This is a genomic window from Yersinia sp. IP36721, assembly GCF_003634395.1.
In the GTDB taxonomy this organism is placed as follows: Bacteria; Pseudomonadota; Gammaproteobacteria; order Enterobacterales; family Enterobacteriaceae; genus Yersinia; species Yersinia entomophaga.
In genome coordinates this window covers 1-24,023 of the sequence record NZ_QCZL01000015.1, presented here as the reverse complement: position 1 = coordinate 24,023, position 24,023 = coordinate 1, and the positions used below count along the sequence as shown (strand labels likewise).

The following is a 24,023-nucleotide window of genomic DNA, read 5'->3' as shown; positions in this document are numbered from 1 at the left end:
CGCAACCGATTGCTTTTGTGAAGCGGATCATTAAAATGCCCCCTTTGCCGATTCTGGAATGCCAACCCATGACCACGCAATCCGCCGAGCTAAAGACCTCACGGCCGGCCTCTCATACTAATGCACCCAGCGAACTGATTTACCGATTGGAAGATCGTCCACCGTTGCCACAAACCCTATTTGCCGCTTGTCAGCATTTATTAGCCATGTTTGTGGCGGTGATCACTCCCGCGCTGCTTATCTGCCAGGCTTTAGGTTTACCGGCGCAGGATACCCAGCGAATTATTAGTATGTCCCTATTTGCGTCAGGACTCGCCTCTATTTTACAAATAAAAACCTGGGGACCCGTGGGTTCTGGTCTGTTATCGATTCAGGGCACCAGTTTCAACTTTGTTTCTCCGCTGATTATGGGCGGGCTGGCGTTGAAAAATGGCGGTGCCGATATCCCGACCATGATGGCCGCGCTGTTTGGTACGCTAATGGTCGCGTCTTGCACCGAGATCCTGCTATCTCGCGTTTTGCATTTGGCTCGTCGCATTATTACGCCGTTGGTTTCCGGCATTGTCGTGATGATTATCGGCCTATCGCTGATTCAGGTTGGCCTGACATCCATTGGTGGCGGATATGGCGCGATGAGCGATCATACCTTTGGCTCACCGAAAAACTTATTACTCGCCGGCGCGGTGTTGGTCGTTATTATCCTGCTAAACCGTCAGCGCAATCCGTACCTGCGCGTTGCTTCATTAGTCATAGCAATGGCCGTTGGCTATCTGTTGGCTTGGGCTATGGATATGCTGCCAGCCAGCCAACCTGCTGCCGAAACGGCTCTAATAACCATTCCAACGCCGTTTTATTACGGTTTATCCTTTGACTGGAACCTATTGATTCCGCTGATGCTGATCTTTATGGTGACTTCACTGGAAACAATCGGTGATATCACTGCCACTTCTGACGTTTCCGAACAACCGGTCAGCGGCCCGCTATATATGAAGCGTTTGAAAGGCGGCGTATTGGCGAACGGTTTGAATTCAATGGTTTCAGCCATCTTCAATACCTTCCCAAATTCTTGCTTCGGTCAGAATAACGGCGTTATTCAGCTCACCGGCGTAGCCAGCCGTTACGTGGGGTTTGTCGTTGCTCTGATGCTGATTCTGTTGGGCCTGTTCCCTGCGGTAGCCGGTTTTGTACAGCATATCCCTGAGCCAGTATTAGGCGGCGCGACCATCGTCATGTTCGGCACTATTGCCGCATCCGGCGTACGCATTGTCTCTCGCGAAACCCTAAATCGTCGGGCGATTATGATTATGGCTCTTTCATTGGCGGTAGGTATGGGCGTGGCTCAGCAACCGCTGATTCTACAGTTTGCTCCTGATTGGATTAAAACCTTGCTGTCTTCGGGCATTGCCGCCGGTGGCATCACCGCTATCGTGCTGAATTTGATCTTCCCGCAGGAAAAGTAGCTTCCCTGGAAGTGACCCCCATAAATAAATCCAAATGGTCGATGCTATTGCAGCATTGACCATTTTTTATTCCTGATTAAAGGATTGTCTATTGAGGTCAGGGTCGAATTGCGGCATAAACGGAGATAACTTCAGGCCAACAGACTGAGATTTACCAGATGAAAACTATCGGAAAAGTACTCCTGACGCTGTTACTGCTCCTGATGTTGCTGGTAGCCATCGCTTATTTACTGTTGCAAACCAGTTGGGGAGCTAAAAACCTCAGCCGCTGGGTGAGCGATAGCAGCCAATATCAGCTATCTCTGGGTAAAATCGATCACGATTGGTCTCAGCCGGGGCAGATTACCTTCAGCGATGTCATGATTTCGCAAACCAACAAGCCCGTCTTTCTTAACGCTGGGCAGGTTGTTTTTGGGCTCAGCTGGCGTCAAATTACCGAGCCACGACACTTCCGCAGCCTACTGTTACAACAGGGCAGCCTAAATCTGGACGCGCCTTCCCCAGCGTTAAATATTCAGGCCGATACGCTACGGCTGGCAAATATGGCGCTAAATACCGCTTCGCCCGGTTCAAGCATTCAAGGTAAGAATATCACTGGCGGTATTATTCCGTGGCAACCCAAAGCTGGCGATCGCTTGGGTGAGAACAACCAATTTCAGCTTAGCGCCGATGAGCTAACCATCGGTGGGAATGCTTTCGAAAATGTCTTTGTACAAGGTACAAAAAACAAACAGGCGCTTAAACTCACTAACTTCGGTGCCAATATCGCCCAAGGGGAACTGACCGGTGAAGCGAGTCGCGAGCAGGATGGCCGCTGGCAGGTAGAGCATTTGCGTCTCAGTAATGTGCGCCTGCAAACCGCGAAGACGCTGGACGATCTGTGGCATAGCTATACGCAACTGCCGCCGGTCACGGTTAAACGTTTCGATTTGATCGATGCGCGAGTCGAAGGCAATAACTGGGCGTTTAACGATTTGGATCTCACGCTAAAGAATGTGGCGTTTGAAAAAGGTGATTGGCGTAGCGCCGACGGCGAGCTAGCGCTTAATGCGGGGGATATTATCAAGGGTGATATCCATCTGATCGACCCTATGCTGACGCTGGAACTTTCCGATAACGGTGCGGCGATTAAACAATTTTCTACCCGCTGGCAAAACGGGCTGATCCGAGCTACCGGTAACTGGAACCGAGCCAATCATCAGTTACAGCTTAATGAGCTGGCGATTGTTTCTCTAGAATATACGTTGCCGGAAAACTGGCGGCAGCTCTGGCAAAAGCCACTACCGAGCTGGCTAGCAGCAGTACAGATCAATAAGCTATCCGCCAGCCGTAACCTGCTGATTGATATCAATCCTGATTTCCCATTCCAGCTCACCGCGCTGGACGGTTTTGGCAGCGATCTGGTACTGGCAAAAAATAGCCAGTGGGGAGTTTGGTCTGGTTCACTAACGCTTAATGCAGGTAATGCTACCTTCAACCGCAATGATTTGCGCCGCCCATCATTGGCTCTCACCGCTAATGATCAGCGAATAACCTTCAGCGATCTCAGCGCATTCACACCGGAAGGCTTACTGGAAGCCCAAGCTGAAATCGGGCAATCCGCAGAGCGCCCATTCTCTCTAACGCTGACGGGGCGTTCGGTGGATGTAAATTTCTTGCACAATTGGGGGTGGCCAAAACTGCCGTTCGAAGGCAAAGGAAATCTGAATGTGCAGCTAAAAGGCAGTCTGGCTCAGAGCATTCCCTTTAAAAGCTCGCTGAACGGCTCTTTAAAGGCGATAGAGAACGGCGGGCAACAAGTTGACCAACTGATGCAGGCTGGCGAAGTGAACGGCGTGACAACGCCCTGAGGCAATATAATTCGGGTTCTAACTGCTATTCTAACAACTAACCGACGTCGCACGAGGTTGTAGCCGTGATCTGCTGCAACCTCGCGCAAGAGGGGATAAGCGGCGGTTAACCTGCTTCGGCGTCCCCTGGCGTTACCGGCAACACCATATAAGTGCCTGAAAATACGGCTCCAGCATTTTCATCACCAAATAAATTCACTTCCAATTGCACCCGCGCCCTACGTCCACGCGCCAAACGATCCAGATCGCCACTGATCGAGCCTAAATCGGCAATGGCTCTTGGCCGTCCGGTCACTGGCGCGCTGTAGCGAATATGGGCATCGGCCAGAATAATGGTACCGCCGAGCTGGCGTTCACGCAGTAACAGCCAGATCAAACCCCATCCAGTCAGCGTTGCCAGTGAAAATAAACTACCGGCGAACAGCGTATGGTGGGGATTTTGATTGCCAGCCTCGGGCATGGTCGTCACAAAACGCTGCCCGGTGTATTGGCTGATACGCACGCCCATTTTCTCACTGAGCGGAATATGGTCGTACCAAGCCTGCTGTAGCTGACCACACCAGTCTGGGCGATGCAGGATATCATCCATGGTCGCCACCGGCTTAATCATCAAAAAGTGACGTACCGGCGTGGTTTGCGGCGCGGTAATTTCTCCCTGACTGACAAACCCCAGCTTGCCGAAGAACTCCACCGCATCTTCACGGGCGCTACACACTACCCGCTTAACCCCTTCCTGACGCGCTACGGATTCCAGCGTCATCGCCACCAGCGTGCCTAATCCTTTGCCCTGTACAGCCGGATCCACTGCTAAAAACCGAATAGCAGCCTCATTATCAGCATTGATATATAAACGACCAACGGCAACGGGTTTCCCCTGCTCGTCCACCACCATTTGGTGATGCGCCATTGCATCATAGGCATCCTTTTCGGAGCCAACAGGTTGATGCAGTGGTTTGCGTAACATTTCCCAACGGAATTGATAATAATCTTTAAGTTCTTGTTCTGTTATGGGTACGCGTAGGTGATACATAGAAGCTATCTCTCTTAGAAATCCATCAACAAAATGTATTCCGCTACCCTCAGTAATAACAGAGCCAGAATATCCCCACCCTAAACCTGTAGCCAGAAAGTCACCGGGCCGTCATTGACCAGACTGACTTTCATGTCCGCAGCAAATTGTCCTGTTTCAGTTTTTACACCACGCTCGCGACACTGAGCAACAAAATACTGATAAAGCCTGTCGGCTTCTTCTGGAACCGCACCGCGCGAAAAACTCGGCCTCATGCCTTTTTGGGTATCCGCCACCAGCGTGAATTGGGAAACCACCAGCAGGCTACCGCCAGCTTGCTGAACGTTGAGATTCATCTTGTCGTTTTCGTCACTAAAGATACGGTAGCCCAACACTCGTTCACACAAACGCTGCGCTTTTTGTTCGGTATCTCCTTGCTCAACGCCCAGTAACACCAATAATCCCGAGCCAATCGTGCCAACGGTAACGCCATCCACATCCACGCTGGCGCTTTGCGCTCGTTGAATCAAAGCAATCATAACAACCTACATCTCCTGATTTTGCGTTTCGTCACCCGGTTCCTGCTTTCGTAATGATCGATGCTCACCTAATGTTACGGTGATTTCTGCTCCCAACAATACGATGCACCAGCTCCAGTAAACCCATAAAAATAAAATGGGTATGACCGCCAAGACACCATAAATTAACTGATAGGAAGGAAATAGCGTGATATACAGCGTAAATCCCTTCTTTCCTAATTCGAACAAAACTGCCGCCACCAGCGCGCCAACCAGCGCATCTTTGACCGGCACCGGTACCGTTGGCACCACGCTGTACAGTAACCAGAATGAAATCCAGGACAGTATTAACGGAAAGATTCGTAATACCTGATCGATAAAACTATTCACTCCGGTGGTTGCCAGCCAGTTCAATGAAAGTAAATACGAACTGATCGCCATACTGGCACCGACCAAAATCGGCCCCAGCGTCAACACCATCCAATACACTGCGAAGGAAAAGACGATAGAACGCTTATTCTTGCTGCGCCAAATGGTATTCAGCACGCTATCCACCGAGTAAATCAGCAACAGCGCGGTGACAATCAGGCCACAGGTACCCACGGCCGTCATGCGGTTAGAGTTGGCGACAAACCGCTCAATATAGTTTTGGATAACATTGCCAGCAGATGGCATAAAGTTAGCAAAAACGAAATTCTTCAGTTGAATACTGATATCCGAAAACATCGGAAATGCGGCAAACAGCGCAAAAATCACCGTAATCAACGGGACTAAAGACAGTAATGAGACATAGGCTAGATGTCCAGCCAGCATAGTTAAGCCATCGTGATCTATGCGTCTGAAGAGCATTCGCCCAAAGCTGGCGCTGGGTTTTAACGGCGACGGTAAACGAAAGCGCGGAAATCCTGCCATATTCACCTCGAGGTCAAAAATGGGATTGAGAGCGAAGAGTGAGTCAGAAAAGGGTTAACCCTAATGCGTTAACCCGTGATCTCATTAGGAAAAATAGGCTGGAATAACGGTTTTGTCAGTTACATGAACCGCATTAATACCCAAGGCCTCCGCCGCTTCGATATTTGCAGCCACATCGTCAAAGAACACCGCCTGCTCCGGAGGGTAGTTTTCATTATTTAAAACATGGTGATAAATATCGGCATCCGGTTTACGCATCCCTAAATCCTGCGACAAATACATATGGTCTGCCGCTGCAGCGACCTCAGGATAATGTTGCGGCCAATAATTGCAATGCAAACGGTTGGTATTAGAGAGCACCACAACTCTGTGACCTTGCTCGCGCAGCTTTTTCATTATCTCAATAACTTCAGGGCGCAAACCAACAAAAATCGCCTGCCAACCGGTGGCAAACTGTTCAAAACTCAGGGAAAGCCCCATTTCGTCACTAAAGCGGCGCGCAAAATCTTCGTCGCTGATTTCACCTCGCTCATGCTGCTGAAAAATATCACCCATGGTGAAACGTTCGGTCAAAGTTGCCAGGGGCACACTGCTCAGTTTGCTCCAGACACCCAAAACGCGTTTGAAGTCGATATCAACAATCACATTCCCCAGATCAAAGATATACAGCATAGCGCTCTCCCAAATTTGAAGGTGAGTTCACTGTAACGGTAAAAAAGAAGGCTGAACAGACGGAGGAAGAAAAAGGAAAGGATAGAATTGAATATACGGTGGGGTATAAAAAGAACTCAGGGCGCCAATTGCGCCCTAAGTGTCTGTTATAGCTTAAAAAGGATTAACCTTCTTTGCTACCACGGCCAGCACGCTTACGATCGTTTTCCGTCAGATGACGCTTACGGATACGGATAGATTGCGGGGTTACTTCAACCAGTTCGTCGTCATCGATGAACTCCAGCGCTTGCTCCAGGGTTTTCTTGAGGAAAGGAACCAGAGTGGTTGCTTCATCAGTACCGGAGGCACGCATGTTGGTCAATTGCTTACCAGTCAGGCAGTTTACAGTCAGGTCGTTAGAGCGTGAGTGAATACCGATGATCTGGCCTTCATACACTTCGGTGCCGTGACCGATGAACAGCTTGCCGCGATCCTGCAATTTGTACAGTGCGAACGCAACAGCTTTACCCTGACCGTTAGAGATCAGTACGCCGTTCTGACGTTGACCGATTTCGCCTGGACGCACATCATCGTAGTGACTGAATGTGGAGTACAGCAGACCAGTACCAGAAGTCATGGTCATGAATTCAGTACGGAAACCGATCAGGCCGCGGCTAGGGATGGAGTAATCCAAACGGATACGCCCCTTGCCATCTGGAACCATATCTTTCACGTCGCCTTTACGCTCACCCATGGCTTGCATTACTGCGCCCTGGTGTTGCTCTTCGATATCCAGCGTTACGTTTTCGAATGGTTCTTGGTTACGACCGTCAATCATACGGTTGATAACTTTAGGACGAGATACAGCCAGCTCGAAACCTTCACGACGCATGTTCTCGATCAGAACCGACAGGTGAAGTTCACCACGGCCTGAAACGCGGAATGCATCAGCATCTTCAGTTTCTTCAACACGCAGCGCCACGTTGTGGATCAATTCTTTGTTCAGACGGTCAAGAATCTGACGTGATGTCACATACTTACCTTCTTTACCACAGAATGGAGAGGTGTTAACGCAGAAGTACATGGTTACGGTTGGTTCATCAACAGACAGTGCTGGCAATGCTTCAACAGCATTCACATCACAAATAGTGTCAGAGATGTTCAACTCGCCCAGGCCGGTAATCGCGATGATGTCACCGGCTTCTGCCAGATTGGTCTCGATACGCTCCAGGCCCATGTGGCCCAATACTTTACCGACTTTACCGTTGCGAGTTTTACCTTCGCTATCGATAATGGTCACTTGCTGGTTAGGCTTAACAACGCCACGTTTGATACGGCCGATACCGATAACACCAACGTAGTTGTTGTAGTCCAGCTGGGAGATTTGCATCTGCAGTGGACCGTCACGGTCAACTTTTGGCGCAGGTACATGATCAACGATAGCTTGGTACAGCGGGGTCATGTCTTCCGCCATATCGTTGTGGTCTTCACCAGCAATACCCATCAATGCAGATGCATAGATGATAGGGAAGTCCAGCTGCTCGTCAGTCGCATCCAGGTTTACGAACAGGTCGAATACCTGATCCACAACCCAGTCAGGACGCGCGCCCGGACGGTCAACTTTGTTGATAACCACGATTGGTTTCAGACCATGAGCAAAGGCTTTCTTGGTCACGAAACGGGTCTGCGGCATCGGGCCATCCATTGCGTCGACGACCAGCAGCACGGAGTCAACCATTGACATCACACGCTCAACCTCACCACCGAAATCGGCGTGTCCTGGGGTATCCACGATGTTGATGCGGTAGTCTTTCCAATTAATGGCAGTATTTTTTGCGAGGATGGTTATACCACGCTCTTTCTCCAAGTCATTGGAGTCCATTACACGTTCGGTTGCTTCAGTACGTTCGCCGAAAGTACCGGATTGTTGCAGCAACTTATCGACCAGGGTAGTTTTCCCATGGTCAACGTGCGCAATAATGGCGATGTTACGCAGATTCTCGATCACAGCTTTTTTGCCTCAGGCATTTAGAAATAGCGCGCTATTGTACACGTAATAAGCGAGGGACTAAACAAGATCACAACCATCTCTTATAAACAACCTGACATCGGTTAGATTGTGATCCTATTCACGGTGCAAAAATCGCCTTTCGGCGCACTCTTGCACCAATATGGTGCCCAATGGCGCATAGGAAGCACCAAAATAGTGCAATATAACTATCCTGGTGCATACTGAATATCAGCAGACCCCCATGATATGGCATAAATGGGTGGTTTGAAAAGTTGGCACAGTTTTCGCAATACTCTTTTTAAGCTAAAAAAGTCTTTTTCCAGACAAAAATGGCAGCTAGCCACAACCTCAGTACATAACGGTAATCGTTCCACGACGACGACTATGACAAATCCGGGAGATATAAGTATGTCCGCTGAACATGTTTTGACGATGATCCATGAGCACGAAGTGAAATTTATTGATTTACGTTTCACCGATACCAAAGGGAAAGAGCAGCATGTCACCATCCCGGCTCATCAAGTCAACGCTGACTTCTTTGAAGAAGGCAAAATGTTTGATGGCTCCTCGATTGGCGGCTGGAAAGGCATTAACGAATCCGACATGGTATTGATGCCGGATGCCAGCACCGCAGTAATGGACCCGTTCTTCGCTGATTCTACCCTGATTATCCGTTGTGACATTCTGGAACCAGGTACCATGCAGGGTTATGACCGCGATCCGCGCTCTATCTCTAAACGTGCTGAAGACTTCCTAAAATCTTCCGGTCTGGCTGACACCGTACTGTTCGGGCCAGAGCCAGAGTTCTTCCTGTTTGATGACGTGCGTTTTGGCAACGACATCTCTGGCGCTTACTATCATATCGATGATATCGAAGCGGCGTGGAACTCTGGTACCAAATACGAAGGCGGTAACAAAGCTCACCGTCCCGGCGTGAAAGGCGGCTACTTCCCGGTGCCACCGGTCGATTCCGCTCAGGATCTGCGTTCTACCATGTGCCTGACCATGGAGGAAATGGGTCTGGTGGTTGAAGCTCATCACCACGAAGTGGCAACCGCTGGTCAGAACGAAGTGGCAACCCGCTTCAATACCATGACCAAGAAAGCTGACGAAATCCAGATTTACAAATACGTGGTGCACAACGTGGCTCACGCATTTGGCAAAACCGCGACCTTTATGCCTAAACCACTGGTTGGCGATAACGGTTCTGGTATGCACTGCCATATGTCACTGGCGAAAAACGGGACTAACCTGTTTGCTGGCGACAAATACGGCGGCCTGTCTGAAATGGCGCTGTTCTACATCGGCGGTATCATCAAACACGCTAAAGCAATCAACGCCTTCGCTAACCCAACCACCAACTCTTACAAGCGTTTGGTTCCGGGCTATGAAGCTCCGGTTATGCTGGCCTACTCTGCCCGTAACCGTTCTGCGTCAATCCGTATTCCAGTGATTGCCAGCCCGAAAGGTCGTCGTATTGAAGTTCGCTTCCCAGATCCTGCGGCTAACCCGTATCTGGCGTTTGCTGCCCAGTTGATGGCTGGTTTGGACGGCATTATCAACAAAATTCATCCTGGCGATGCTATGGATAAAAATCTTTACGACCTGCCGCCAGAAGAAGCGAAAGAGATCCCAACCGTTGCCGGTTCTCTGGACGAAGCACTGGCTGCACTGGATGCAGACCGCGAGTTCCTGACCCGTGGTGGTGTATTCACTGATGATTCCATCGATGCTTATATTGCATTGAAACAGGAAGAAATGGATCGTGTGCGCATGACTCCACACCCAGTTGAGTTCGAACTGTATTACAGCGTCTAATTTTAAGTAGCCGTTTTTTGTTGCCGTGGAAACTTTTAGCCCATCTTCGGATGGGCTTTTTTCTCCACTTTATCTTTCTTTAATAGTAACCTGACTCGGCAATTACGCTGATTTTTCAGGATAAATGCACTGAACCGGTGTTGGAGTCTGCTATATGGCAACAGGCACGCTGCCCGATGCTGGGCAGATACTCAATTCTCTCATTAACAGCATTCTGCTGTTAGATGATGACCTGGCTATTCACTACGCCAATCCCGCAGCTCAACAACTGCTGGCGCAAAGCTCCCGTAAACTTTTTGGTACACCTCTGCCAGATTTATTAGGCTATTTTTCGCTCAACATTCCGCTAATGCGGGAAAGTCTGATCTCAGGGCAAGGTTTTACCGATAATGAAGTGACGCTGGTAGTCGATGGGCGAGCACATATTTTATCGCTGACGGCACAATCGCTACCCGAAGGTTTTATTCTGCTGGAAATGGCGCCGATGGATAATCAGCGCCGCCTCAGTCAGGAGCAACTCCAGCACGCTCAGCAGGTGGCAGCGCGAGATCTGGTACGAGGATTAGCCCACGAGATTAAAAACCCGCTCGGTGGCTTACGCGGCGCAGCACAGCTATTGGCGAAGGCTCTACCTGACCCATCGCTACTGGAATACACCAAAGTGATTATCGAACAAGCCGATCGTCTGCGTAATCTGGTGGATCGCCTGCTTGGCCCTCAACGTCCCGGTCAGCATATCAACCAAAGTATTCATCAGGTTGCTGAACGGGTTTGCCAGTTGGTATCACTGGAAAAACCGAATAATGTCACCCTGATTCGTGATTACGATCCCAGCCTGCCGGAATTGGCTCACGATCCGGATCAAATTGAACAGGTATTACTGAATATCACCCGCAATGCCTTACAGGCCTTGGGTGAAAAAGGCGGCAATATCACTCTGCGTACCCGCACGGCGTTTCAGATAACGCTTCACGGCGTTCGCTACCGTCTGGCCGCTCGAATTGATATAGAAGATAACGGCCCCGGTGTACCCGCGCAGCTTCAGGATACTCTGTTCTATCCTATGGTCAGCGGCCGCGAGGGAGGAACTGGCCTCGGCCTGTCCATAGCACGCAGCCTTATCGATCAGCATTCGGGTAAGATTGAATTTAACAGTTGGCCGGGACACACCGAATTTTCGGTTTACCTGCCTATTCGCCAGTGAGGTTTCCATGCAACGAGGGATAGTCTGGATCGTCGATGACGATAGCTCCATCCGCTGGGTGCTTGAACGCGCACTGACTGGAGCAGGTTTAAACTGTGTCAGTTTCGACAACGGCCATGCCGTGTTGGATGCATTGGCCACACAAACTCCGGATGTGTTGTTATCAGATATTCGTATGCCAGGAATGGACGGTTTAGCGCTGCTCAAGCAGATTAAACAGCGCCACCCGATGCTCCCGGTCATCATAATGACAGCGCATTCCGATTTGGATGCGGCGGTCAGCGCCTATCAACAAGGTGCTTTCGATTATCTGCCAAAACCTTTCGATATTGATGAGGCTGTCGCGCTGGTTGAACGCGCTATCAGCCATTATCAGGAGCAGCAACAACCGCCGCGCAGCCAACCTGCCAGTGGGCCGACGACTGATATTATCGGTGAGGCACCGGCAATGCAGGACGTATTCCGCATTATTGGCCGCCTTTCCCGCTCATCCATTAGCGTTTTGATTAATGGTGAGTCTGGAACCGGCAAGGAATTAGTCGCTCATGCTCTCCATCGCCATAGCCCACGGGCAAAAGCGCCGTTTATCGCCTTAAATATGGCGGCAATTCCGAAGGATTTGATTGAATCCGAGCTATTTGGTCACGAAAAAGGCGCTTTTACCGGCGCAAATCAGGTGCGTCAGGGACGATTTGAACAGGCCGACGGCGGCACCTTATTTCTGGATGAAATCGGCGATATGCCGATGGACGTACAAACTCGCCTACTGCGAGTGCTAGCTGACGGCCAGTTCTATCGGGTTGGCGGATATGCGCCAGTGAAAGTAGATGTGCGTATTATTGCAGCTACTCACCAAAATCTGGAGTTGCGGGTTCAGGAAGGGAAATTCCGCGATGATTTATTCCATCGCTTAAACGTGATTCGGGTTCATTTACCGCCGCTGCGAGAACGTCGGGAGGATATTCCTCGTCTGGCGCGCTATTTCTTACAAGTTGCAGCCAAAGAATTGGGCGTGGAAGCCAAAAATCTTCATCCGGATACAGAAACGGCCCTGACTCGTTTACCCTGGCCGGGTAACGTCCGTCAGTTGGAAAATACCTGTCGTTGGCTAACGGTGATGGCAGCTGGACAGGAAGTACTGATTCAGGATTTGCCGGGAGAGCTGTTTGAAACCGTCTCGCCAAATGCCGAAGACCAGAAACAGCAGGATAGCTGGGCCACACTACTGGCTCAATGGGCAGACAGAGCTTTGCGTTCTGGTCATCAAGATTTGTTATCGGAAGCACAGCCAGAAATGGAGCGCACTTTGCTCACCACCGCTTTGCGCCATACTCAAGGACATAAGCAAGAAGCCGCACGGTTACTGGGCTGGGGACGTAACACTCTAACCAGAAAGCTAAAAGAATTGGGAATGGAATAGTCGAGAAATAACGCCCTCAGTCGCAGCCATAGCTCTGAGGGCGATTAATCATCAGATAACGCGGGAGAATTGCTGTTTACGTGCCTGTTTTCGCAAATAAATATCAAAACACATACAGATATTGCGAATCAGTAAACGACCTCGAGATGTCACCCGAATGCCCGTTTCGTCTCGCTCCACCAGCCCATCGTCTTCAAACTGCGCCAGCAAAGCCAAATCTTCGGCAAAGTAATCAGCAAAACGAATACCATACTGTTGCTCAATCGGTGCGTAATTCAGCTGGAAATGACAAATTAGCGTTTTAATCACGTCACGACGAATGCAGTCATCCTCGGTCATCGCCAGCCCGCGCCACAACGCATTTCCTCGTTCCTCAACCTTTGCGTAATAGGTTTTCAGATCTTTTTCATTTTGCGCGTAGCTATCGCCCAACATGCTAATCGCCGAAACGCCCAGCCCCAGCAGATCACTTTCACCTTGCGTGGTATAACCCTGGAAATTTCGATGTAATGTCCCTTCCCGCTGCGCCACCGCCAGTTCATCATCCGGACGAGCAAAGTGATCCATACCAATAAATTGATATCCTGAATCTGTCAGGAAACTGATCGTGTGCTGCAAAATGTCCAGACGCTGTTCCGGGCTAGGCAAATCTTCATCTTTGATTTTTCGCTGAGCCGCGAACAATGAAGGCAAATGAGCGTAATTGAACACGCTCAAGCGATCTGGGCCAAGCTCTGCTACCCGTTTTAGCGTGAAAGCAAAACTTTCTGGCGTCTGCTTCGGTAAACCATAGATCAAATCAATATTGGTCGATTTGAATCCCACCGCTTTAGCGCGAGCAATCAGCGCAAAGATAAAGTCTTCGTCCTGTTCACGGTTGACCAATCGCTGAACTTCTTTATTGAAATCCTGCACCCCCATGCTCAGGCGGTTAAAGCCTTCGGCACGCAGGTGATCGATAACGTCTAGCTCAATTTCACGCGGGTCGACTTCAATGGATTGTTCCGCTTCGGGTAAAAAATCAAAATTATCCCGTAGCAAATTCATTAACTGCGTGATTTGTGTGTTATTCAGATAGGTTGGCGTCCCGCCGCCCCAGTGCATCTGACTGACCTGACGCCCTTTGAATAAGCTTGCGCGCTGACGAATTTCTTTTTCCAGTACCGCCAGATATTCATCAGCCTTATGCTGCTGGCGAGTAACCAGCTTATTACAGCCGCAAAAGTAGCAAAGCTTATGACAAAACGGGATGTGGACATACAGCGAAAGCGGTCGCTCAGGGTAACGGCCAACCGCCCGTTCATAAGCCGCATCATCATAAGATTCGCTAAACTCAAGGGCGGTGGGATATGAGGTATAACGTGGACCTGAATAGTTATATTTTTGAATTAGGGCCAGATCCCAAACAACAGCGTTCTCAGACATTGTTCATTCCTTCCGATATTTTTTTCTACCGGGCCGGTTAAAAGGCGATTGTTTACGTTGTCTGGCCGCGGAAGCGCTGCGCAGGCGGGATTTCCGCTGCGACAGCCGCCATAGTTTACCCAATAACCACACTAGATAACATGTAAGTAGTAGGGTTATCGTCGGGATCACCCAATTCATAGCTTAGAATGCGTCTTTATTACCGCGTTTCAGTAACTGTAAGATATCTTCCTGCTTCTCTTCAGGCTTTTCATCATCTTCGTCATCACCAAGTTCAATACCCAGCTGTTCCATCAATGCGTCGATGCGATCCAACGTCAGATCGACATAAGCCTGATCTTCTTTGCTCAATACTTCGTCATTATCCAGACGATCCAGTAATGCATCCAGGCGTTCGTCATTTTCCAGCTTAGCCAGCTCTTCTTCCGGTGTCAGACGTGGTTTGGCTACAGGCTTAGGCGCAGCAGGCTTAGCTTTAACTTTGCCTTCAACCACCAGCGGTACAGGCACTTTACTGCCGATACGCGGATCTTTTTCCTGAACCTGAGTCTGGCCTTTCTTGTTGTTGGCCTCTACGTTGGTTCTCGCACCTGAGCGATTACCGCTGTGTCTTTTCTGACGTTTACGTTCGCGAGCTTCAAGATCAAGCTCTACGCGTGTCTTTTTATTACGCTTTGGTGTTGCGGTTTTGCCGCGCGGTGCTTTCGTTGGCTGGTTCATAACCTGTGCTCTTAAATTAGGTAAATAAATATAGGATTGGATTTAGTATAGGATTGCGGCGGAATCTAGCAGAAAGCAGACAAAGAAAAAAGGCGGCAGGTTGCCCTGTCGCCTTTTTTCGCACCTTCTGCGGAAGGATATCCTTACAGCGCAATCCGTGCGCTTATCCAACTTCCCTGTTTATCCCTTGACTACACGACACTCCATGTCGGTCTGTCCGTAAAATTTACCGCTCCTTGCAGCCTTCCTTTGCTCCGCCCGATCCTGGCATTTACTCGTTCTTCCTTGCCGACTTGAAAGTCACCATCCTGACTCATCCGTGGGTCATCGTCCTTAATCTCTGCTGATTCCTTTCGATTCCCTGAGACAACAACCCATCCCGAGTCGCTGATAATTTCCTTTTGGTACATCCCAGTACCGGCGATAACTTTACTAGCCCGTTGTTTTTACTCAAGACACTTACACCAATGCGGACTGGTTCAATTATCACCGTATTGATAATAGATTGTTTTTAAAGCAAGATTTCTTAACAATACTTAAAAAATAAGACATCGCCGCAGCAAAAAATGGGCAATCGCTTACAAAACATCAAGTTCCAGAGCCATTTTTCTCGCATACTGAGTTAATCGAGATAAACCCCCCGCTTTCCCGCCGATGTAGTTATAATCCCCCCATGTTAGCTATCTCTTACGGAGACGAAAAATTTTGACCATTAAAAACTATAACTATCATATGACCCATTTCGTCATCAGTGCTCCGGATATTCGCCATCTTCCGCGCGACGAAGGCATTGAGGTCGCATTTGCGGGCCGTTCCAATGCGGGTAAGTCCAGCGCGCTTAACACATTGACCAACCAAAAAAGTCTGGCACGTACCAGTAAAACGCCGGGACGTACTCAGTTGATCAACCTGTTTGAAGTGACCGATGGTATCCGTCTGGTGGATTTACCGGGTTACGGTTACGCAGAAGTACCTGAAGAAATGAAAATCAAATGGCAGCGCGCGCTGGGTGAATATTTACAGAAGCGTAACTGCCTGAAAGGGCTGGTTGTGTTGATGGATATTCGCCATCCATTGAAAGATCTGGATCAGCAAATGATTACCTGGGCCGTTGCTGTAGGTACGCCAGTGATGCTGTTACTGACCAAAGCCGATAAATTGGCTTCCGGTGCGCGTAAAGCCCAGTTGAATATGGTTCGCGAAGCCATTATTCCTTTCATGGGTGATATTCAGGTCGAAGCGTTCTCTTCACTGAAAAAAATTGGCGTTGATAAACTGCGGGAAAAACTGGACACCTGGTTCAGCGAAATTCCGCCGGAAGTGATGGAAGAACTGGAAGACGACGGCGAGTAAGCAAGATTCCGCACTGTGATTAACCGGTTTATCTCTTAATCCTCCACTCTACGGGCGGCAGCCTCTGGTTGTTGCCCGGCATTGCTTCCCAGACTTAACCCCGCGTCCCTGTTTCTTCCCCAAATTGCATTCTAACGCTGAATAAATCGGCCAATGGCCGGATTGCGCCCATAAAAAACGCCCCAGTCAATAAATGACTGGGGCGGCTAAAATATTCAGCCAAATCCGATTACGTGAAGTAAAAGGTCTGAAAGATAGAACATCTTACCTCTGTACCCTACATCTGTAACTCTACATCATTTTTTCGCAGGGCAAAAGAATTTTTTGTTGTATAGTTACACAAATTGGCACGATTCAGCGGTGAGGAACCAAGCATAATCGGCACCTAATGTAGCTTAATTACATAAAACGCTTTAATAATCGCCACTTAGTGAGCCTGATCCCAATTCTTACCCACGCCGACATCAACCTTCAACGGCACGTCCAATTCCATGCTCTGTTCCATCAGATCGCGAATCTTCTGAGTGGCACTTTCCAGCACGCTTTCATGCACTTCAAACACCAACTCATCGTGTACCTGCATGATCACACGAACTAGAGGCTCTTCCTGCTGTTGTAACCAGTTATCTACTGCAATCATTGCTCGCTTAATAATATCGGCAGCGGTGCCTTGCATAGGCGCATTAATCGCTTCACGCTCCGCAGCTTTACGACGAGTGGCATTACGGGAGTTAATATCGGGCAGGTACAAGCGGCGCCCATCCAGAGTGGTCACATAACCTTGCTCGGCCGCTTGTTTACGCGTTCTTTCCATATATTCCAGCACCCCCGGATAACGCTCAAAATACAGATCCATGTAACGTTGAGCTTCCCCACGCGGAATATTCAGCTGACGCGCCAAACCAAAGGCGCTCATACCGTAAATCAAACCAAAGTTAATCGCCTTCGCACTACGGCGCTGCTCTGAGGTTACATTTTCCAGCGCCACGCCAAAGACTTCTGCCGCCGTTGCCCGGTGAATATCTTTACCCGCAGCAAAAGCCGCCAGCAGGCCTTTATCCTGTGAAAGATGCGCCATAATTCTCAGTTCGATTTGAGAATAATCGGCAGCCAGAATGCTGTAATCGGTTGGTGCGATAAATGCCTGACGAATTCGTCGACCTTCCTCATTTCTTACAGGAATGTTTTGCAGGTTAGGATCGCGAGAAGATAAACGGCCGGTAGCCGTTACCGCCTGATGATATGAAGTATGTACTCGCCCGGAAACCGGGTTAATCATTAAAGGTAACTTATCGGTATAGGTACTTTTCAGCTTGGCCAGGCCACGATATTCGAGAATAACCTTCGGCAGCGGGTAATCCAGCGCCAGTTCTGCCAACACTTCCTCATTGGTGGACGGCGCGCCGCCCGGCGTTTTTTTCAAAATGGGCAGTTTCTGCTTTTCATACAAAATGGCCTGTAGCTGCTTCGGCGACGCCAGATTAAAAGGTTCGCCTGCCAATTCGTGCGCCTGTTTCTCCAATTCAGCCAAACGAATGGTTAATTCTTGAGAATGCGTAGAAAGAATAGATTGGTCGATTAACACGCCGGTGCGTTCTATATGCGACAAAACCGGCAGCAGCGGCATTTCAATTTCTCGGAAAATACGCAGTAAACCTTCGCTTTCCTGTAGCTTCGGCCACATGGCTAAATGCAATTGCAGAGTCACATCCGCATCTTCTGCCGCATAAGGCGAAGCCTGTTCCAGTGCAATCTGGTTGAAAGTCAGCTGGTTCTTACCTTTTCCGGCAATTTCTTCAAAAGTAATGGTTTTATGATTGAGATAACGCTCAGACAGGCTATCCATATCATGGCGGCCAGCAACGCTATTCAACACATAAGATTCCAGCATGGTGTCAAATTCGATGCCACGCAGATCGATATCATAACGAGCCAGCAGGCTTTTATCGAACTTCAGGTTCTGCCCGACTTTATGCGATTTCGCGTCTTCCAGCAGCGGTTTAAGGTGTGCCAATACCCAATCACGATCCAGCTGCGCTGGCGCGTCCAGATAATCATGAGCTACGGGCAGATAAGCCGCTTCACCGGGAGCAATAGCGAAAGAAAGCCCGATGAGATTGGCAGTCAAAGTGTCTAAACCGTCAGTTTCTGTATCAAAAGCAAAGACATCAGCCTTTTTCAGCCGCTCAAACCAATCGAAGAAAGTTTCTTCATCCAAAATGGTCTGGTAGTTTTCTTGTGAAAGCTGTGCCGTCACCTCAGCAATCGGAGCAGCAATATCTACAGCGGCGGCAGCTTTACTATCACTCTTACCCGTCCCCGTCGGGCGCGGTTTATTGCCCTCCAGCCACTTTCCGCCTTCTAAATCAACCAGCCAGCGTTTGAATTCATAACGCCCAAATAATGTATGCAGCTGATCGACATCGGGAGCCGAAACCGTCAACTCGCTACAAGTCACATCCAGCTCAACATCAGTTTTAATCGTAGCCAGTTTATAAGAGAGGTAGGCAACGTCTTTGTTCTGTTCCAGCTTGGCAGCCATGGTTTTCGCGCCGCGGAAAGTCAGGGTCGCGATTTTATCCAGATTGCTATAAAGCGTATCCAACCCACCTAAGCCTTGTAATAACGCCTGCGCGGTCTTTTCTCCCACGCCCGGCACGCCAGGAATGTTATCCGACGCGTCCCCCATCAGCGCCAGAAAATCGATGATCAGTTCTGGAGGTATGCCATATTTTTCGCATACTTCTTCTGGACCAAGGATGGTGTTGTTCATGGTATTGATCAGGGTGATATTTGGCGTGACTAACTGCGCCATATCTTTATCACCGGTGCTGATTAATACTGAGTGGCCGGCTTTCTCGGCTTCCTGCGCCAAAGTGCCAATCACGTCATCAGCCTCAACGCCAGAAACCGCTAACAGCGGCAGCCCCATCGCTTTCACCATTTGGTGTAACGGCTCAATCTGCGAGCGCAAATCATCAGGCATCGGCGGGCGGTGAGATTTATATTCAGCAAATAGCTCATCACGGAAGGTTTTACCTTTGGCATCAAAAACTACCGCAACATGGCTTGGATGGTACTGTAGCAGCAGGCTGCGCAGCATGTTAAGCACGCCATACATCGCACCTGTTGGTTCCCCGCTGGCGTTGGTCAGTGGAGGAAATGCATGGTAGGCGCGATAGAGGTAAGAGGAGCCGTCAACCAGGATTAAGGGGTTTTCTGCGATTTGTGCCATAAGGTGTCTTCATCTTTAATTGCTGAGTCTGGTGCTAAGAATGCCATAGCTGACAGCAAGAGACGAATCTTAGCGGCCTTTCTTGTGTGATTTTCGTGAGCGATCGCTACATGATCGAACCGATCCGTTCTGTGGATAACTTTGTGAGTAAAAGAGTAAAGAGGATCTATTTTAATAACATTACCCATCGAGAGTATTATTAAAATACATATAAATCATTGAGTTAAAATAATCTACATTCACAATTATCGTCATGAAATTTTTATCGTAATTGTGGATATTAGTTAATTGAACTTTTTATATAGGGAATTAATATTGGTGTATTTTCCTGGCGGAGAATATTGGATATCAAAATTTTAAAAACGGTGGATAGCTTTTCAGGCCCTATGGATGTGACGCTGGTATAAATTAAAACACCTTACTGTAAAATGCTTAAGCGATATTTCTATAATCGATAGATTGGTTTTTAGGAATTTTCTTAAACTAATTGAATCAATTGAATATTCAATGAAGGAAAATCGTCATTTTATTCCAGCCTAGTTAATTAAACGTTGTCACTTTATATTGATAATACAAATTTATTCCATGTTTATCATAGTGTTTTTTTAAGGTAATAAACCGGCCGAAGCCGGTTTATTATCACTGAATTATCATTACTTTTGTTTAATCAAAAAGTTAACGACATCAGAATATTGTTTAGCGTAGGCTTCTTGTGAAGAGGTATCAATACCGTCGTTTTTGATTTGGTATTTACCATTCACGAACATAGCAGGAACGCCGCGTAATCCGAGGTCTTCAGCCGCTTTTTGTTGTTGCGCGACCAATGATTTAACGACGAAGCTATTGATAGCACTATCATACTCTTCTGCAGGAACACCGGCTTTGATAAACACATTACGAATATCAGATGGAGTCTGAACAACCTGAGTTTTCTGCACACCTTCAAACATCAATGGAGTAATTTTATCTTCTACACCCAATGCCAAGGCAACAGCCCATGCCTGAGTTAACTCTTTACCTAGAGGCCCCAAAAAGTCTACATGATAACGAGTCATTTTAGTGCCTTCTGGCAGTGACTTCTTCACTGTTTCAGGCACTTTATATATCTCTTCAAACTGATAGCAATGTGGGCAATAGAATGAGAAGAACTCCAAAACCTGCGGCTCGCCTGTTGCCGGTTTATCTAAAGTCACATATTGGGAACCATCAGAAAATTGTGCCGCTGAGGCACTAAATGCCATCACCATACCCACTAATGCAAGCCATACTTTATTCATACAATAAAAATCTCCATTATCTTAACATCAATACATTGGAATCAGCTGTAGAGGGGGTGCCTGCAACAACTTAACCTGCTCTGCAAATACCGAAGTCTGCTGTAACCAAAAATCAGGCTCAGCCATCCACGGAAAACTTTTAGGAAAAGCTGGATCTTGCCAACGTCTGACGACCCAAGCCAGGTAATAAACCATACGCATAGCGCGTAAAGGTTCGATCAACGTTAATTCCCGCTGATCAAAATCTGCAAATTCGCCATAAGCCTCCAGCAATATATCCAACTGAATAAGCTGCTCGCTACGTTCTCCATGTAATAACATCCAGAGATCCTGCACTGCCGGGCCATTACGCGAGTCATCCAAATCAACAAAAAATGGGCCGTCACGCCAAAGAATATTACCTGGGTGACAGTCTCCATGCAGACGAATAGGCTGCCAGTCAGTACGCCAGTACTGTTTGATAGTATCAATAAGCAAATCTGTTGCAGCTAAAAACTTATCTTTCTGCTTGGTTGGAACCAACTCACAGTCTGCCAGCAGGCTTCGCGGTTCAGTCAGATATTCTTCAACGCTCATCGTTGGTCGGGTTATAAACCGGCTTTTGCTACCAACCCGATGTATTCGCCCGAGAAAGCGCCCGACCCACTCCAATTGATCCAGATTATCGATCTCATACTGACGCCCGCCCACGCTGGGGAATACAACAAAGAAAAAACCGCAGTGGGTATGCAAAGTCTGGCCATTCAGCGCTAAAGGCGCTACGGCCGGAATTTCTGCTTCCGCTAGATCGAGAGAAAAACGGTGCTCTTCCTCAATTTGGGCGGCATTCCAGCGCTCAGGTCGATAAAATTTCACGACATAACGCTTCCGGTCTTCATCCATAAACTGATAAACCCGGTTTTCATAGCTGTTTAACGCCGTTAAACCTGAATCCACTCGCAATCCGACGCCTTCAAGGGCATCCATGATCAGGTCTGGAGACAATGACTGAAAATTAAAAGCAGAGTTATTTAGAACAGCATTTTTAGGCATCAGTTATTCACGGTGATCTATTGATAGCAGAAGATAACATCATTCAAAAAACGTCGGCATTCATTGCCATGACTAATCTTTAATGATGCCACGAGCCCGTAACAACGCCGTTTTGAAATCTTCTTCATAGTCTTTTTTCAAACCTGGAATGGTTTCTGTAGCGGCAGAACCTCGCATCTTCAGATGATAAATGAGAATATCGTCCGTCAAATCTGAAAAATCGCCTTTAAAACCCGCTTCTATTGCCAGCTTTTGCAGGAACTGAATGAGATTCAGATCGGGTTCTTGTTGCCAGGCCGGATGTAAAAGTTCAATCAGTTCATTTACGCGATGACATTTCATAGAAAAACTATCCTATTTGAAAATATGAAGACAAAGTAGCAGGGTTAGCCAGGTAGTGAAAGAGACCTAACTGTCAATAAAGGTAAATCCTTACTCCGTCACTGGTTTAGTTATACAATTCCTGAATCGCTTATTGTAATAAGGTCGGCCAATGCAGCCAATGATTACCGGAATAATTCTCGCAGGAGGGCGCTCAACTCGAATGGGGGGGGAAGATAAGGGATTGCTTCAACTGAGCGGAAAATTGCTGTACCAGCATGTCGCAGATAAATTGGCTCCTCAGGTTAAGCATTTACTGATTAATACTAACCGCAATATCTCTTGCTATGAGAAATCCGGGATTCCAGTTTTTAGCGATATCACTGACGACTTTTCCGGCCCTTTGGCGGGAATGCTAGCAGGATTAAATATAGCCGCGACTGAATGGTGCATTTTTGTGCCTTGCGATGTCCCAGATATTCCATCAAATATGGTTGAGAAACTTTGGCAGGGCCGAAATAACACGCTGGCCGCTTATGTGAACGATGGTGAAAGAGATCATCCAACGCTGGTTTTACTGCATAAAAGCCTGATAACAACATTAGAGAACTATCTGGCAAATGGAGAAAGAAAACTAATGGTCTTACTCCAAAATATTCATGCTCAACGGGTTATATTTAATGAATCAGCAGAGATGTTTTGTAATTTAAATACGCCTGAAGACTGTGCGTTATGGGAAGAAAGGAATACAGAAAGACAATGAGCAAGCCAATTCCCCCACTCCTAGGAATAGCGGCATACAGCGGCACAGGGAAAACGACATTACTGAAGCAACTTATTCCCCTATTACGACAGCGTGGCGTTCGGGTAGGGCTAATTAAGCATACTCATCATAATATGGATGTCGATACGCCAGGTAAAGATAGCTATGAGCTACGGAAAGCCGGTGCAGACCAGACATTAGTTGCTAGTGATAAACGTTGGGCGCTAATGACTGAAACGCCAGATAATCCGTCATTGGATCTCCAATATTTAGCAAGCCGATTGGATGCAAACAGTATCGATCTCGTATTGGTCGAGGGGTTCAAACATGAGCCTATCAATAAGATCGCCCTATATCGAGCGGCTGTAGGAAAACCTTTTACCGGAGTAATCGATAAGCATGTTATTGCGCTAGCAAGCGATGAACCGGCACCTACAGATTTACCGCAATTGGATATTAATCAACCCTATCATATTGCTGATTTCATCTGTTCCTGGCTGAAAAGTCAGTCTTAACTGCTGCTGATAGTATAAAGCTGGTCACGCCATTAGGTTGGCTCGAAGATGATGACTTAGCTGACTTTTCAACAGGACGCTTGCGCCTGACAGCCCACACTCTTGCCGCTAAAACCACTTTTCAAACAGCCACTTATTCACACCGTTAATAGCATCTTATAACACCCTGATAACTGGGCTAATTTGGGGTAGGGTTGCATCACATTGCCTAAAACTTCGGCAAAATCACCCTCATTGCAAGTTAACAACACAACAATCTAGATGATAAAAAAGGTTATTTGGTATGTAGCCTGACTCGTCAGTCACCGCCAGAGTTTTAACCAGCAGTTAAAAATCTTCTGTCTGTTACTCTTCGCAGTGAGACCGGTAGTGTATCAGAGGCCTCAGCATCCCGACTGGCGACACGTTTTATCCCCTTACGCCCCACCGCTCTTGAGCTACCGCCGAGTGTGAATACCCATTAATGAGGATGAGTTTCCGATAAAACCGACCTGGTTCGTTGGTTGCATGGCTTTTTAATAAAATATAA

At 48.0% G+C, this 24,023-nt stretch carries 19 protein-coding genes; 8 read left to right on the top strand and 11 right to left on the bottom strand.

The genetic code is table 11. From position 1 onward, the window contains the following. The first annotated feature begins 68 nt into the window (after window positions 1-68). Window positions 69-1,460 carry a uracil-xanthine permease family protein gene (locus tag DBA33_RS13130; RefSeq protein ID WP_064514640.1) on the top strand — a complete coding sequence of 464 codons (1,392 nt, stop codon included), beginning with the start codon at window positions 69-71 and terminating at the stop codon, window positions 1,458-1,460. Between the two features lie 158 nt (window positions 1,461-1,618). Further along, window positions 1,619-3,310, top strand: coding sequence for an AsmA family protein (locus DBA33_RS13125; protein ID WP_064514642.1), 1,692 nt, complete (start codon window positions 1,619-1,621; stop codon window positions 3,308-3,310). A gap of 106 nt (window positions 3,311-3,416) precedes the next feature. Here the strand turns inward: DBA33_RS13125 and fabY are convergent, their stop codons facing one another. The 5 genes from fabY to typA form a co-directional block, all read right to left on the bottom strand. Then, the gene (gene fabY / locus DBA33_RS13120) at window positions 3,417-4,340 is read right to left on the bottom strand and encodes a fatty acid biosynthesis protein FabY (RefSeq protein ID WP_049601414.1); all 924 of its coding nucleotides are present in this window, start codon (window positions 4,338-4,340) and stop codon (window positions 3,417-3,419) included. Between the two features lie 80 nt (window positions 4,341-4,420). Beyond that, on the bottom strand, window positions 4,421-4,858 hold the full coding sequence (gene dtd / locus DBA33_RS13115) for a D-aminoacyl-tRNA deacylase (RefSeq protein WP_064514644.1): 438 nt from the start codon (window positions 4,856-4,858) through the stop codon (window positions 4,421-4,423). Between the two features lie 6 nt (window positions 4,859-4,864). Then, window positions 4,865-5,749: a virulence factor BrkB family protein gene (locus DBA33_RS13110; RefSeq protein ID WP_064514646.1), complete on the bottom strand. Its 885-nt coding sequence runs from the start codon at window positions 5,747-5,749 to the stop codon at window positions 4,865-4,867. A gap of 84 nt (window positions 5,750-5,833) precedes the next feature. Then, entirely contained in the window at window positions 5,834-6,421 is a 588-nt protein-coding gene (gene yihX / locus DBA33_RS13105) for a glucose-1-phosphatase (RefSeq protein WP_120806609.1), read from the bottom strand. Between the two features lie 163 nt (window positions 6,422-6,584). Next, window positions 6,585-8,408 (bottom strand): ribosome-dependent GTPase TypA, encoded by a 1,824-nt coding sequence (gene typA / locus DBA33_RS13100; RefSeq protein WP_049601403.1) that lies wholly within the window; start codon window positions 8,406-8,408, stop codon window positions 6,585-6,587. Between the two features lie 411 nt (window positions 8,409-8,819). Between typA and glnA the strand changes: the two genes are divergently transcribed. From glnA to glnG, 3 genes are all read left to right on the top strand, one after another. Then, entirely contained in the window at window positions 8,820-10,229 is a 1,410-nt protein-coding gene (glnA, locus tag DBA33_RS13095; protein ID WP_049601400.1) for a glutamate--ammonia ligase, read from the top strand. Between the two features lie 154 nt (window positions 10,230-10,383). Then, on the top strand, window positions 10,384-11,433 hold the full coding sequence (gene glnL / locus DBA33_RS13090; protein ID WP_064514651.1) for a nitrogen regulation protein NR(II): 1,050 nt from the start codon (window positions 10,384-10,386) through the stop codon (window positions 11,431-11,433). A 7-nt stretch (window positions 11,434-11,440) separates the two neighbouring features. Further along, window positions 11,441-12,853, top strand: coding sequence for a nitrogen regulation protein NR(I) (gene glnG, locus DBA33_RS13085; RefSeq protein WP_064514653.1), 1,413 nt, complete (start codon window positions 11,441-11,443; stop codon window positions 12,851-12,853). 51 nt (window positions 12,854-12,904) lie between these two features. Here glnG and hemN read toward each other — a convergent pair whose 3' ends face one another. Together hemN and yihI are read right to left on the bottom strand one after the other, a co-directional pair. After that, window positions 12,905-14,278 (bottom strand): oxygen-independent coproporphyrinogen III oxidase, encoded by a 1,374-nt coding sequence (gene hemN, locus DBA33_RS13080; protein WP_064514655.1) that lies wholly within the window; start codon window positions 14,276-14,278, stop codon window positions 12,905-12,907. 183 nt (window positions 14,279-14,461) lie between these two features. After that, entirely contained in the window at window positions 14,462-14,998 is a 537-nt protein-coding gene (gene yihI / locus DBA33_RS13070; protein ID WP_064514657.1) for a Der GTPase-activating protein YihI, read from the bottom strand. Window positions 14,999-15,703: 705 nt separating this feature from the next. On the opposite strand from yihI, the gene yihA reads away from it, so the two are divergent. Next, complete coding sequence (yihA, locus tag DBA33_RS13060; RefSeq protein ID WP_049601387.1) at window positions 15,704-16,351, top strand: ribosome biogenesis GTP-binding protein YihA/YsxC; 648 nt, start codon at window positions 15,704-15,706, stop codon at window positions 16,349-16,351. 427 nt (window positions 16,352-16,778) lie between these two features. Here yihA and polA read toward each other — a convergent pair whose 3' ends face one another. From polA to DBA33_RS13040, 4 genes are all read right to left on the bottom strand, one after another. Next, a complete protein-coding gene (gene polA / locus DBA33_RS13055; RefSeq protein ID WP_064514661.1) occupies window positions 16,779-19,586 on the bottom strand; it encodes a DNA polymerase I in 2,808 nt (935 codons plus the stop codon). A 653-nt stretch (window positions 19,587-20,239) separates the two neighbouring features. Then, the gene (gene dsbA, locus DBA33_RS13050) at window positions 20,240-20,863 is read right to left on the bottom strand and encodes a thiol:disulfide interchange protein DsbA (protein ID WP_064514663.1); all 624 of its coding nucleotides are present in this window, start codon (window positions 20,861-20,863) and stop codon (window positions 20,240-20,242) included. Between the two features lie 27 nt (window positions 20,864-20,890). Continuing rightward, window positions 20,891-21,895 carry a serine/threonine protein kinase gene (locus DBA33_RS13045; RefSeq protein ID WP_071889798.1) on the bottom strand — a complete coding sequence of 335 codons (1,005 nt, stop codon included), beginning with the start codon at window positions 21,893-21,895 and terminating at the stop codon, window positions 20,891-20,893. Between the two features lie 72 nt (window positions 21,896-21,967). Beyond that, window positions 21,968-22,237 carry a YihD family protein gene (locus DBA33_RS13040; RefSeq protein WP_049601376.1) on the bottom strand — a complete coding sequence of 90 codons (270 nt, stop codon included), beginning with the start codon at window positions 22,235-22,237 and terminating at the stop codon, window positions 21,968-21,970. A gap of 151 nt (window positions 22,238-22,388) precedes the next feature. Here DBA33_RS13040 and mobA point away from each other — a divergent pair, with 151 nt between their 5' ends. Continuing rightward, window positions 22,389-22,979 (top strand): molybdenum cofactor guanylyltransferase MobA, encoded by a 591-nt coding sequence (mobA, locus tag DBA33_RS13035; protein ID WP_064514665.1) that lies wholly within the window; start codon window positions 22,389-22,391, stop codon window positions 22,977-22,979. Next, window positions 22,976-23,494, top strand: a complete 519-nt coding sequence (gene mobB / locus DBA33_RS13030) for a molybdopterin-guanine dinucleotide biosynthesis protein MobB (RefSeq protein WP_064514667.1) — start codon at window positions 22,976-22,978, stop codon at window positions 23,492-23,494. The genes mobA and mobB overlap by 4 nt, the downstream gene beginning before the upstream one ends. Window positions 23,495-24,023 lie beyond the last annotated feature (529 nt).

Coding starts and splice junctions, on each gene's coding strand:
- DBA33_RS13130 (WP_064514640.1), top strand. CDS start 69: ATGACCACGCAATCCGCCGAGCTAAAGACCTCACGGCCGGCCTCTCAT.
- mobB (WP_064514667.1), top strand. CDS start 22,976: ATGAGCAAGCCAATTCCCCCACTCCTAGGAATAGCGGCATACAGCGGC.
- DBA33_RS13125 (WP_064514642.1), top strand. CDS start 1,619: ATGAAAACTATCGGAAAAGTACTCCTGACGCTGTTACTGCTCCTGATG.
- mobA (WP_064514665.1), top strand. CDS start 22,389: ATGCAGCCAATGATTACCGGAATAATTCTCGCAGGAGGGCGCTCAACT.
- hemN (WP_064514655.1), bottom strand. CDS start 14,278: ATGTCTGAGAACGCTGTTGTTTGGGATCTGGCCCTAATTCAAAAATAT.
- polA (WP_064514661.1), bottom strand. CDS start 19,586: ATGGCACAAATCGCAGAAAACCCCTTAATCCTGGTTGACGGCTCCTCT.
- DBA33_RS13045 (WP_071889798.1), bottom strand. CDS start 21,895: ATGCCTAAAAATGCTGTTCTAAATAACTCTGCTTTTAATTTTCAGTCA.
- DBA33_RS13110 (WP_064514646.1), bottom strand. CDS start 5,749: ATGGCAGGATTTCCGCGCTTTCGTTTACCGTCGCCGTTAAAACCCAGC.
- glnG (WP_064514653.1), top strand. CDS start 11,441: ATGCAACGAGGGATAGTCTGGATCGTCGATGACGATAGCTCCATCCGC.
- yihX (WP_120806609.1), bottom strand. CDS start 6,421: ATGCTGTATATCTTTGATCTGGGGAATGTGATTGTTGATATCGACTTC.
- dsbA (WP_064514663.1), bottom strand. CDS start 20,863: ATGAATAAAGTATGGCTTGCATTAGTGGGTATGGTGATGGCATTTAGT.
- glnA (WP_049601400.1), top strand. CDS start 8,820: ATGTCCGCTGAACATGTTTTGACGATGATCCATGAGCACGAAGTGAAA.
- DBA33_RS13040 (WP_049601376.1), bottom strand. CDS start 22,237: ATGAAATGTCATCGCGTAAATGAACTGATTGAACTTTTACATCCGGCC.
- yihI (WP_064514657.1), bottom strand. CDS start 14,998: ATGAACCAGCCAACGAAAGCACCGCGCGGCAAAACCGCAACACCAAAG.
- fabY (WP_049601414.1), bottom strand. CDS start 4,340: ATGTATCACCTACGCGTACCCATAACAGAACAAGAACTTAAAGATTAT.
- glnL (WP_064514651.1), top strand. CDS start 10,384: ATGGCAACAGGCACGCTGCCCGATGCTGGGCAGATACTCAATTCTCTC.
- dtd (WP_064514644.1), bottom strand. CDS start 4,858: ATGATTGCTTTGATTCAACGAGCGCAAAGCGCCAGCGTGGATGTGGAT.